10 protein-coding genes are annotated in these 11,990 nt (G+C 40.5%); 3 read left to right on the plus strand and 7 right to left on the minus strand.

Annotated elements, in window-relative coordinates; translation table 11 throughout:
- Positions 1–271: 271 nt before the first annotated feature.
- Positions 272–1,291 (plus strand): serine hydrolase, encoded by a 1,020-nt coding sequence (locus tag AWN68_RS18525; RefSeq protein WP_221405751.1) that lies wholly within the window; start codon positions 272–274, stop codon positions 1,289–1,291.
- Between the two features lie 38 nt (positions 1,292–1,329).
- Entirely contained in the window at positions 1,330–4,113 is a 2,784-nt protein-coding gene (locus AWN68_RS18530; RefSeq protein WP_157716346.1) for an Npt1/Npt2 family nucleotide transporter, read from the plus strand.
- A gap of 14 nt (positions 4,114–4,127) precedes the next feature.
- On the opposite strand, the gene AWN68_RS18535 is transcribed toward AWN68_RS18530, so the two are convergent.
- The 4 genes from AWN68_RS18535 to AWN68_RS18550 form a co-directional block, all read right to left on the minus strand.
- Entirely contained in the window at positions 4,128–5,399 is a 1,272-nt protein-coding gene (locus AWN68_RS18535) for a serine hydrolase (RefSeq protein WP_068419258.1), read from the minus strand.
- On the minus strand, positions 5,396–8,299 hold the full coding sequence (locus tag AWN68_RS18540; protein ID WP_068419260.1) for a PEP/pyruvate-binding domain-containing protein: 2,904 nt from the start codon (positions 8,297–8,299) through the stop codon (positions 5,396–5,398). Before AWN68_RS18540 ends, AWN68_RS18535 begins: the two co-directional genes overlap by 4 nt.
- 352 nt (positions 8,300–8,651) lie before the next feature.
- Entirely contained in the window at positions 8,652–9,116 is a 465-nt protein-coding gene (locus AWN68_RS18545) for a hypothetical protein (protein WP_068419261.1), read from the minus strand.
- A gap of 107 nt (positions 9,117–9,223) precedes the next feature.
- Positions 9,224–9,487: an acyl-CoA-binding protein gene (locus AWN68_RS18550; RefSeq protein ID WP_068419262.1), complete on the minus strand. Its 264-nt coding sequence runs from the start codon at positions 9,485–9,487 to the stop codon at positions 9,224–9,226.
- Between the two features lie 61 nt (positions 9,488–9,548).
- Between AWN68_RS18550 and AWN68_RS18555 the strand changes: the two genes are divergently transcribed.
- Entirely contained in the window at positions 9,549–10,205 is a 657-nt protein-coding gene (locus AWN68_RS18555; RefSeq protein WP_068419263.1) for a porin family protein, read from the plus strand.
- On the opposite strand, the gene AWN68_RS18560 is transcribed toward AWN68_RS18555, so the two are convergent.
- The 3 genes from AWN68_RS18560 to AWN68_RS18570 are packed head-to-tail and all read right to left on the minus strand — an operon-like array spanning position 10,202 to position 11,941.
- Positions 10,202–10,564, minus strand: a complete 363-nt coding sequence (locus AWN68_RS18560; RefSeq protein WP_068419264.1) for a glyoxalase/bleomycin resistance/extradiol dioxygenase family protein — start codon at positions 10,562–10,564, stop codon at positions 10,202–10,204. The genes AWN68_RS18555 and AWN68_RS18560 overlap by 4 nt on opposite strands.
- Positions 10,565–10,589: 25 nt before the next feature.
- Positions 10,590–11,657 carry a hypothetical protein gene (locus AWN68_RS18565; RefSeq protein WP_172796088.1) on the minus strand — a complete coding sequence of 356 codons (1,068 nt, stop codon included), beginning with the start codon at positions 11,655–11,657 and terminating at the stop codon, positions 10,590–10,592.
- Positions 11,606–11,941: a n-acetylglutamate synthase gene (locus AWN68_RS18570; RefSeq protein WP_068419268.1), complete on the minus strand. Its 336-nt coding sequence runs from the start codon at positions 11,939–11,941 to the stop codon at positions 11,606–11,608. The genes AWN68_RS18565 and AWN68_RS18570 overlap by 52 nt, the downstream gene beginning before the upstream one ends.
- Positions 11,942–11,990 lie beyond the last annotated feature (49 nt).

The raw sequence follows: 11,990 nt of genomic DNA on the forward strand, positions 1-11,990 counted from the left end.
AATTAGAATAACTTTAATAAACGGCCTGCGTTAATGGCGCAGGATTGTTGAATTAAATCGCTGGATTTCAGTACTTCACGTCATTATTATTTCTAACATTGTATTACAATTGGAAGAGTGATTTTGGACTGATTTGAATTACTGATGTCTTCAGAACCTCAACACTTTATCACCAATTAACAGATTTATTAAATGAAGTATTTAATGCTTTCAATTTTGCACAATCATAAGGTATGTGCATCCGCTTTGGTCAACAAAACTAAGTTCGCAAATGAGAATCAATAGAGTTGTTTTTCCATTTACCTATCGTTTTACACCTGCCATGACTAGCTTGATGTTTAAAATAGGTATTGTTACCGTTTTGGGAGCTGGATTTCTTATGCTCAATAACAACTATAATTTTTCTAGCCTTGCGTTTTTCAGTAAGGAAGAAAAAAGTATCAGCGATGAACAACCTCCTGGATTACCGATCAAGTTGGACGGCTTTAAGGTGGCCCCTTTAGTAAGTTTAGCCGATGCTGACCTTCAACAAAAACTTAGTGAAATTGTAGCCAACAATAAAAAATGGGCTGCACTGGCCAAATCTAAAAAGTTGAGTATTGGACTGGTGGACTTACGTGATCCGGCCAATGTTAAATACGCCAATATCAATGGTGACAATATGATGTATGCTGCCAGTTTACCAAAAATAGCGGTTTTACTTGCCGCTACTGATGCTATCGAAAAGGGTGAATTGGTAGAGACAGATGAAATTAAGGCTGACATGCGGTTAATGATTGCTAAAAGTAATAATGCGGCCACCACAAGAATGATCGATAGAATTGGGTTGGATAAGATTGCGGAAGTGATGCAAGATCCTGAGTATGATTTCTATGATAGAACTCATGGAGGAGGACTTTGGGTAGGGAAACGCTATGCGAAGACTGGCCCTAGAAAAGGCGATCCGCTTAAAAACATCAGCCATGGTGCTACAGCAACTCAAGTAAGCAGATTCTATTATCTATTGGCCTTTGGTCAGTTGGTTAATTTTGAGAGGTCTAAAGAAATGCTTGGTTATTTGGGCGATCCTGAATTGCACCATAAATTCGTGAACACGATGGACCAATTGGCGCCTAAGGCTCAGGTGTACCGCAAATCGGGTTCCTGGAGAGATTTCCATTCAGACTCAGCTTTGATTTGGGGACCCAACTGGCGCAGGTATATCATAGTCGCTTTGGCCGAAGATGCCGATGGAGAAAAATTAATGCGCGATCTAATTAAGGAAGTGGATGGCGCACTTAAAACCCAATAAAATTTGTCTTGATACTGAGTCTGTACTTTAAGAGTTTTTTGCAGAGAACATTCGATGTGCGCGAAGGCGAATACCATCGGGTGTTCTTAATGCAGCTTAATATCTTCCTGATTATCTTCACTTTGTTGATCATCAAACCAGTGGTAAACGCTCAGTTCGTTTCCGTCATTGGTATTGATCAACTTCCCCTTGTTTTTGTTCTTGTGGCTGTTTTTGCCATGGTGGTCTCTACCATTTACTCAAAGGCTTTAAGTACGAACTCACTTCGTAAGGTTACTTCTGCTACGCTCTACGTTTCCGTATTCTGCTTGCTGGGCTTCGGTTTGCTTTTACATTTTGGTATAGCCACAAACATTACCCTCTACGCGCTTTATATCGGAGTGGCCATTTTTGGAGTATTGGCTACTTCTCAGTTTTGGATAATGGCCAACCTTGTTTTTGATGCAAGAGAGGCCAAAAGATTATTCAGTTTTATAGGTGCAGGGCCGATTGTTGGTGGCGTAGCTGGTGGTTATGTGGCATCGGTAGTGGCCTCTTATATAGAAGGTACCAACCTGTTGTTTTTGGGGGCATTTTTATTGTGCTTTTGTATTCCGCTCAATCGAGTGATCTGGAAAAAACACATTCAACAGCTTACACCTATTCAAAGTAAAAAACGATTTTCAGATTTCGGTGACCATCCCCTTTGGTTGATCCGTAAATCAAAACACCTTACTTATCTCGCTTTGGTGATAGGCTTAAGTGTATTGATTTCTAAATTGGTTGAATTTCAGTTCAGCAGTATCGCTTCTGCTCAATTTACAGATCCTGATGAGTTGACCTCGTTTTTCGGGTTTTGGTTTTCAACTTTCAATGTGGTTTCCCTACTGATACAATTGTTTTTAACCAGAAAAATTGTAGGGACTTATGGTGTAGGGACTTCCTTGTTTGCACTGCCAGGGGGGGTGCTTTTAGGTTCATTAATTCTGTTGTTTAGTCCAATGCTTTGGGCCGCAATTTTCACCAAACTGTGGGAGGTGTCTGTCAAGCAATCGATCAATAAATCGGCAACCGAATTACTTTCATTGCCCATTCCTGCGGCCATAAAAAGCCAAACCAAGAGTTTTATCGATGTTTTTGTCGACTTGGCGGCCACTGGTATTGCAGGTCTTTTTTTAATGTTTTTGGTCAACGGACTTGATTTATCAGTACGATGGGTAAGTGTGTTGACCATCGTTATTGTAGCCATTTGGGTTTGGGTAGCTATTAAAGTGAGGCATGAATACGTCAACTCTTTTAAACTGAAGCTTACCCAAGCCGATAAGGAGGCTAAAAAAGCATTGCCTGATTTTAATAATGTGTCTGTTTTAGAAGGATTGAAAAGGGCTTTGGCTTCTGGTTCGGAGAATCAAATTCTTTATGTGCTTGACAAGGTGCGCGAGATTCCTGATAAACGAATGTTTGATAATGTAGTGGAACTGTTGGGTCACTCTTCTGCTCGAATCCGTGAGAAAGCACTCGCTTGCTTGTATTTTCTCGAACAAACTGTTGAGCAGCCACAGCTAGAGCAATTGCTTCACGATGTAGACATGGAAGTGAGGTACAAGGCCTTTGCGCAGCTATTAAGGCAAACCAAGCAACAGCGTCTGACCATCATAAATGAATACCTACAGCATTCAGACCCAAAGGTAAGCGGTGCAGCATTGGTGGGCTTGTCGGAAGATGCGAGGAATAACCCCGAGCTTCAAAAGCTCTTAAAGATAGAAGGACGGATTCAGGATAAGCTTAGCTTTTTGAAATTAGCAGAAACCGAAGAAGATAGATTTTTGTATCAAGTGATGGTGTTAAGGGCGATTGGGAATGCCAATATTTTGGCACTGTACAACGAGATAGAAACGGCCTTGTACCACGAAAATAAGCGCATTACAAAAGAGGCCATTAAGGCAGCTGGGCTTACCATGAGCCCTTACTTTGTTCCGAAAATCATTGCTTTCTTAGAATTTAAAGACACCAGGCCAGTGGCTCAAGAGGCCTTGCTTTTTTATGGGGAAGGGATTATCAAGGAATTACAAACCTACGCGCAAGAAGAGACGAGTAGGTTAGAACTGATTTGGCGTTTGCCAGAAGTGCTTGAGAAAATAGACTCAGCTAATGCTGTAAAAGCACTTTTTGGCTTCTTAGACACTCCTGATGTTGCATTGAGGCTGGAAGCCTTAAGGTCGATTAACGCAATTCAACGTGACTTTCCACACTTGAAAATAAAGAAGGAAGACATAGTAGAGCGCGTAATGGAGGAGTCGAACCTTTACAAAAATATGCTGGGTGCTTTGTATCAGGAAAGACAGTTACTGCCCAATGAAATTTCCGAAGAAATTCAGGCCGCTAGAACTAACTTGGTTAATATTTTGGAACGGAGGTTAGATGGAACGTTGGAACGAATCTTTAGATTGATTGGATTGAGGTACCCGCCTGAAGATGTGATTACAGCCTACAATGGTATTAGAAGTGTGAACGAGCATGTACGTTTAAACTCAGTTGAATTTTTGGATAACTTACTGGAGCCTGCATTGAAGAAAACCCTTATTCCTATTGCGGAAGGTGCTCTTTTCGAAAGTATTTCCAGCGAAACGATCCAAGGACTTCAAGTGAAAATACCTGATGAAAGGGTGTATTTCTCTATGCTTTTAGAGGGCCGTGACCCAAAACTTAAAATGGCTGTTTTCAGGCTGATTGAGGCGCTTGGGAATAAGTCTTATGCTTCATTGGTGAAGCCCTTAATACAAAGCAAAAACGAGAAAGTAAGGAAAGAAGCGGAGAAGGTTTACGCTGCGTTATTAGCGTAAACCTATAACCATCATTATTTCAAATTCTTCACCACTTGATCAATGTTTACAGCCAAAGCGGAATGATCGCTGGCAGAGTTCTTCTTTAATACATTACTCATCATTACGACTATATAATCTCTACCATCGGGGTGTTCTACGATGGCCACTGAATTCATAAAATTATCGACATTACCTTGGTATTTGGCGCATGAATAACCTTCTTCTGGCTTGCATTTGTATAAACTACCAGACTTGAAATAGACTGCCGCTTTTGAGAGCACCCCGGCAGAGGCATACCTGATGCGCCTGTCCGTCATGTACATCATTCTCTTCATCTCTAGGCTGCTCTCTTGGTCGATTACCTTGCCTCTTTCCATCGCGACTAAGAATTTCATTAGGCCAGAGGGGGTTCCAATACTTCCGCCTTTAGGAGGAATAAACGTGCCAGCGCCACGTGTAAATAAACTTCCCAGTCTCCATTCCTCTTCGGTGATGCCCAAGTCGCGCAAAGGGTCGTTGACAACGGAAATGGCCAAAGTAGAAAGTTCAGGTTTTGATGTGACGGCAAAGAATTGATCTGCCATAGCATCGGTAAGGGTAGGGTAGGTTTTACCAAATACGCGCATTAATATCGCTTCGCGCCAGCAAACACTTGCCGCACCATTGTTACTCACCGACATCATGTGATCGAGCCATTCGTAGAGCGTAAATTCATCGCTCTCAATCACCGTTCTCTTGACCAGTTTGTTGGTTAAGGTGTCGAATAGGGGAACGGTGTGTTCGTCTACCATCGCCCATTTTCCTCCTTGAACAATCTTGGTTCTCATGAGCTCTTGCCTTTTCTCGAAAGAGTTAGGGTATATTTTTTCGAGTTCAGCAAAGAAGCCTGCTAGCACGGCCAGTTTGCCTACGCTGCCTGGTTGGTATCTGCCCATTTCTTTACGCCCCGCATATCTTATGGGCTTACCCGGAGAAATATCGAGTACAGCAATTGAGTAGCTTTCATCTAGGTTGGGGAACAATGCGTTGATTGACTTTTGAAATACTGGGTCGGCTTTAGGTAAAGCAACCAAACTATCGCCACGCTCACCCAAAAGGTTGAGTCGAATGTCATTGATGGAAAGTTGGCCACCCAATGGAGGTTTTGTGTCTTTGATTTCGCCACTCATGACAAGGGTCAACCTTTTTAGCCTTCTTATTTTAGTCGTTTCATAACCATCAATAGGATAGTCATTCGATGGAATAGGAGTCATTAACAATCCTATTGTCATCAACATCACGGTACTTTTCAAGTAAGTCATCATAGTTTTGAATCTAAGGAAACAACGATTGTATCAGACAGTGTAGGGGTAATGGAACGCAAAAATTCAGAGGTAGTGGCCTTTTTGTTCTCAACGAAAGGCCTTACCTGGAACAAATATATTTTGTCATTGTGAAAACCCAATTCCACATCGTAGGGACCTTTTATACCCACTTCAGGTAATTTTTGAAGCAATGATTTCGACATGGAACGTAGCGATGCAAGTTTGTCCTGATCCAGAATTTGGTCTTTATAATCCGTAAATCTTTTTTCCGTACCTCCTGTTTTAGGAATGTAAGTAAACTCGTGCTCACGCGAAGGAGATAAGAGTTGATAGGAGTTGTTGGGCCTTATCACCCAAGTTTCGCTGGCTTGGCCTTCTACTGCTCCTCCAACTCCACGGTTAAAGGCGACAGTGACATCAGTTAAGCTGCTGGTGCCTACACCTTTCGTAATCATTACGCCAGAAGCGTCCGCATTTACGCTGGGGATAATCAATATAGAAGGGAAGACATTCTCAGGGTTCAGTAAATACTTTTGTCTCCATTTATAGCTGCGCTCGGTATAAGGGGAGGCCCAAACGTCTTTAATGCCTTGCAGGATTTTGCTGGCATCTAGCACATTGAAAAGTGTCAGGTTTAAGCCTGCACCAGTAAAATCTTTAAGGTCTTCCATATTGGTATCGCTACGAATGAAGACAGGGATAGTACCCATTTCGGTACCGAAGACCGTTTTAAACATTTGCTTTAACTCCGCCTCAAAAGCAGGTATTAGTGGCATTTGCTTAATGGCCACCTGCAATGTCTCGAGTTCACCTAAAACAAACTTTTCTACTTCGTTCTCAGACTTTCCTTCCTTGGTCATTTGCTCGGTAGACTTGAACGTACCACTCAAAAATTGCCAAAAACTCATGCCTTTCTGCGGCATTGGTAGGTCAAAGTGTTGTCTGAATATTGAGAAAGGAATCACTAAGCCTTCCACCACATTATCGGGAAATAGCTTCTTTAGCTGACCTAGGTTTGCGGCTTTTGGGCCACTGATTTTGCCAGAGAAAGTAGCGTCTACATCTCTTAAGTTCAATATTTTGGGGTTTGAAAGCTCCATTTCTTCGATTGGAACTCTGATTTTCTCTTCACTACGCGCTGTCTTAGTAAACAATGCTTTTTCCGTAGCATTCATTTCCGTAGCCAGTTTTAAAATGACGGTGCCTTTATTGGATACCGCATAAAACACTTGCTTGCCATTATAGGGTAGAAGTGAGTTGAGGTTTTCACCCGATAAAACAGCGTTAGGAATCCCTAAATTTCTGGCGAGTAATTGAACATGCGATACTAAGTTTCCTTCGGAAACGGTGGCAATTCCGGCCACAGGTTTTAGGTCGGCTGGGGCACGATTGAAGATGTAGATTTTATTACTGACCACTTCAATGGTCTCTGGCGATTCATTGGTGACCACCAATTCGCCCATGGCATAGCCTGGGTTCAAACCACGCATGGCACTTTGGTTTTCAATTTTAAATACCGAATTGGAAAAACCAGCTTGCATAGAAAAGAAGTCGCCTAAAACGGATGCGCTACTACCCAATTGCAAGAGGATAGAAGCCCGAACCTTTTCATCAATAAAGCCATTGGCCAAGGGCTCGAAACCAGCGTATTCATTCATAATAGGGAAGTAGGTTGTTCTAATCATGCCAGTTCCCCATTCTACAGCCCTTCGAGCAACATCAGCGTAGTTGCCCAATTCCTTAAGTCGAATTTGTGAGCCTTCCCAATTTAAATCTTTGTAGAGTTGCTCGCCTTCCCATTTTTCTAAATAGCCAAAACCCGTGGCTGCCTTGGTTAAGGTCAGTACTTTTTGTATTTGGCTTCTCAGCTTTTCTGGCTGCCAATTCGCTGCTTCTTGATTCAGTAGCGTTTCCAGCTTATTTGAAATATCGATCAGTGCCAAACGTGATTTTGCATCCAACTTAGCTTCTACGGCATTCCTTATTTCTAAAGAAAGGTTAGCGATGCTTACACTGCGTTCTTGCACAGAATTGGTGTTCGCATAGTTAGTAATGAAAGCATTCAGTGATGCTTTGATGCTGGAACTGTTGGCTACTTTTTTTATGTAGACTTGAAACTCACTCAAATTTACTGGAGCGAATAATAGCTTCATATCGGCAGTCAGTTTTTTGAATTTACCCTTTAACTCCTCGTTTAACTTCGATTCATTTTTGGCAAAGAAGTCCTCTACTTTTGCAATGTCGCTGGCTTCTGGTTGGCCATGGATTTTGATTCTCAAATTCATGAAAGGCGCATACTCATCTGCAATCTCTTTAGAGATAGCTCTTACACTTAAGGATGTATTGTTTTCAGTCGCATGTGGGATGTCTTTAGCACTTTGTCTGATCAGAAAGAAGTGTCCATCGATTCTTACGTCACCTTCCAATAGCCAAGTGTAAAACTCAATACCCCAATTGTCTTCATCTTCGGTTTGATAAGCACCTCTATAAAACTGTGCCTTTTCATTTACCCAGCCATTGTCGTTGGCCCTTAAGAATTGCTCTAGTTGGTATTGTTTAAGGCGAGATTGTTGAAAGCTTTCATCCCAGAGATCTTCGTTTTTGGTCTTGGCCAGAATTTGACCAAGAAAAATGTGGTTCGTTTTGGCCAATGCTTCAACTTCCGTTTTATAACGAGCGCGCTGTAGTCCGCCCAATTCTGCGCAACGCTCTTGTGGTAGTACAACAGAGCCATCGATGCAAAACCAGCGAATATCGCGATAAGGGCCTCGATTGTCCTTTTTGAAGGCCTCGATCATTTTTATAATCGCTTCATTCGAAGCTTTTTGAGCATAAGCCTGACTTGATATTAAAACACCTAAGATCAGACAGTTCAGTAAAACAGAAAGGAGCTTTCTCATTGTTTATAGCTTGTTACAATCTCAGGCTCAATTAGATATTGAGTTTAGGATTTTCGGGGCGAATGTATGGAATTTATATATGCTAAAATCAAAATACACATTATTAGTTAATGACGGAAAAATTAAAGAATCTGATTTCGGAAACTGACGATACAATAAGCCGACCAAAGAAGTTGAAGTAGTATATAGCAAACATGATTGGCCTTGGAAAGTTTTATTTTCTGTCCTTTGATCAGAAGGACATATGGGGCTTTGTGAGGGTAGAGGAATGGGGACAAAAAAATCCGTCAGTTCAGAATCTTTTAGATCATGAACTGACGGATAATTAAGTATTTGTATACCTTAAGGGTACTTATTTCATTTTGCTGAGTTGTTCTTCTCCCGCTTTGTTAATGGCATAATCACGCCATTTTTCGTATTCTTCAGCATCCATGTTTTTTTCTGCAGCGCCTACCGAAGGAGGAGTGAAGCTAAAGCTCGACTCCCACCATTGGCGGGCATATTCTTTGGCTTGTTCTTTATCGATTTCAAATTGATTGACCTGACCGTCACCCAATAACCAAGGCTTTTCTTGGCTGCTGTACTTTTGAAAAATCATAGTGCGCATTTTGGTGCCCATATCATCATTTCTTTGAAAATGAGCTTTTGAATAAGCCAGTGTTTCAGGCTCAATCATTTTGTTATCCCAGAAGCGTTTTGATTTGATAATCTGTGCGGATGTTAGAAGATAACCTTCACCAAATTCTAATAGTGAGCCCTCTAAATCACATGACCTAGCAGGTTTCTTCTTTTTCTTTCCGAAACTAAATAATCCCATTGTTGTTTATTTTGAATTTTGATTTAACCGTCCGCAATATGCGAAGAAAAATATTATTAATTGTTGTCGCTTAGGCTAAACGACTTTCAATAAAGGCTATTGTGAAATTAATTTTCAGCGGATTTTAATTCGCTTACAAGGTCGATATAGGCTTTCATTGCTTCCTCCTTACTTTGTCCTTTAATCTTTTCCCAAGCGTTGTATTTGGCGGCAGCCTTAAAATCAAAACCTCCTGGTCTGTCGGTGTCATTGTCTCCGTGGGTGGCTTGCTTGTAAAGTGCGTATAAGTTTAAAAGTTGTTCATTGGATGGACGCTGGGTTAGCGTATCGACTGTTTTTAATGCGTTTTGAAACGCTTCGCTTGATTCCATTTCTATATATTTTATCTAAATTTGAATTTAAAATTATTGAATATTGAGAGATATACAATTGATGAAAATAAACAAAATGATTTTTAGGGGTTGGTTGGTTATTTTCATTCTATTTGTTTCATTTTCATCTTGCTTTGGGCAAGATATTTATGCAATAAGTTATAAGGCGGGGCCTGTTTTTAAAGTTGTTAGCTCTAGAGTTAAGATGGATAGCGACTTTGCACGAATTCCTGACAATGGAAATGAAATCGGGTATCAGTTTGGTTTCTTTACAAAATTCAGGGTGAACAATGTGTACTTTCAACCCGAATTTCTAATCGCAAATACTCAGAATAAAATTGAACTATTAAATTATAATGGAGAGAATGGGTTTAATCCTATAGCAGATTTTGAATTTACCACCCTTGAAGTTCCTTTCGTTATTGGGTTAAATATTGGTAACCTAAGGTTAGATGCAGGCCCAAGTTTTAGCTTTATAGTTACAGGTAATGAATACTTTTTGAATGAGAAATATAATGTAACCCAAGACTATCATCAAACTTCTATGTTTTTTAGGTTTGGTCTTGGGGTAGATATAAATCGACTTCTATTCGATTTCAAGTTTGAGTCTGGATTAAGTAAAACAGAAGAGAGTATTTTTAGAGTAGTAGGTCGTGAGCGCATACTTGGCAAAAGTCAGCTAGTCTTTAGCCTTGCCTATTCCGTTGTTAGGGATTAAATATCTTCTACAATAAATACTGCATTGTTGTTCAAATCGTAGAAACCAAATTCATTAGTTCCCCAAGACGTGTTCAGTCTGAGTTTTTCTTTGGTAACGGTGCCTCTGGTTATAAATTCTTCAAATATGGCCTGAATGTTTTTCACGAAAATTTTCATAACCGAACCCCCGTTCAAAGGATCGTCATCCGTATCGGCATGCCATTGTAAATGCACATAAATATTTTCTCGCTTGAGCACCGCGTACATTGTGTCGCCTGAAAGTAATTTAAATCCAGCTTTTTCACCATACCATTTCACATCTCTTTCGATGTTGGCCGAAGGTAAAACTGGTGCTATTTGAAGTATTTCAGTTTTCATGAGGTAAGGTTTTGTCGATAATTTTCTAAAAAGCCCAGCTTAATTTAAAACTCAGATCCATATTTCCTGAGATTCGTGCCTCTTGTTTGTTAGAATAGTACTCGATGTCGAGCCATTCCCAATCGCTTATATAATAGTGGTAATTGTTCGGCACCTGTGAATGAGTAGTTTTCCTATATCTTAACCCCATTCCAAAATAGGTTTCAACGACTAATTTTTTCGAGAGGTAATGTTGAATTCCAATATGTGGAGTAATAGAGTAAAATGTCTTTTCAATTTTCTTTCTCTCCGAAAAATAGAAGCGTTCATCAGATGCTGTTTGTGTATAGAAGTCAAGGTCAGCATCATGCGTTTTATGTAAAAATTCTGCGGCAAGACTTATATACAACCTAGTTTGCTCGTAACTCCTAAAAAAATACTTCTCTTCTATATTGAGCCTGAAACCTTTGGCATTTCGTGCATATTCATTGTCCCTGGCTAGAAAGTGCGTGTAACTAAGTTGGGTGCCAAACTTATCGTTGTGCAGTCTTTCATAACTTATTTCCACACCTGGATGATAGGCCAACCCAAATGAAAATGGATTGAATCCGATCTTGTTTCTCCTCAGCAGCAGCGTGCTATCCATGGGGAAGTAAGGCGTATAAGAATTGCCGGGCAGGTCCATGTTGATGTGTACTTTTTTAGGGTACTTCCATTTCTTGCCTGTGATTTCATCAACCACATAGCCAGATAAATAAGGGCTAAAGGTGTTTAACCAATAGACTGGTGCTTTTTTTGGGAGAATATAAACTCGTTTCGATTTCTCTTCGTTGAAAATTGACACGATGACAGGCTCTCTGCTGTTTTTGGCTACAAAAGTGACGGGTTCGTCAAGCTTATTTACAACGGTGTCTCCTTTATAGATATAACTAACTGCTTCGTCCGATTTTATTCTCACTTGAGAATAACTACCATTGATTACAGTGGCACAAGAAGAAACCAGCCATACGAGGCCAAGTAAAAGGAAAGTATGACGCATGTTGTGTATTGAGTTTACGCTACCTAAATTTCCTCCAAGATAGAATTTCCCTTGGAGAAATCTCCTGAGGTCCATTCCCATATTTCATGGAGCCTAATTTTTCCATTCGATAACACCTCAGGCCTAGAGTGACACTTACCCGTCATCAGTTCGCCTTTCCGATTTACTTGATGGTATCGCATGTCGATATAGCCTTGGTCATCTACAGAACCGATTAAATGTCCCTTAACGATTTGCCCACCTTGATATAGAGCAGTAAGAATATTTCCTTCTTGTACGTATTCAAAGATGGTGTCAGCTGAGGTCTCACCATTCTCTGTATTGCTTACGGATCTGAATTTTCGGTTATGGTAGTTCATGAGAAGGCGCAATGCTGCTTTGTTTGGAGTACAATTAATGAAAATATTT

It is taken from the genome of Roseivirga echinicomitans, assembly GCF_001592935.1.
Lineage (GTDB): Bacteria > Bacteroidota > Bacteroidia > Cytophagales > Cyclobacteriaceae > Roseivirga > Roseivirga echinicomitans.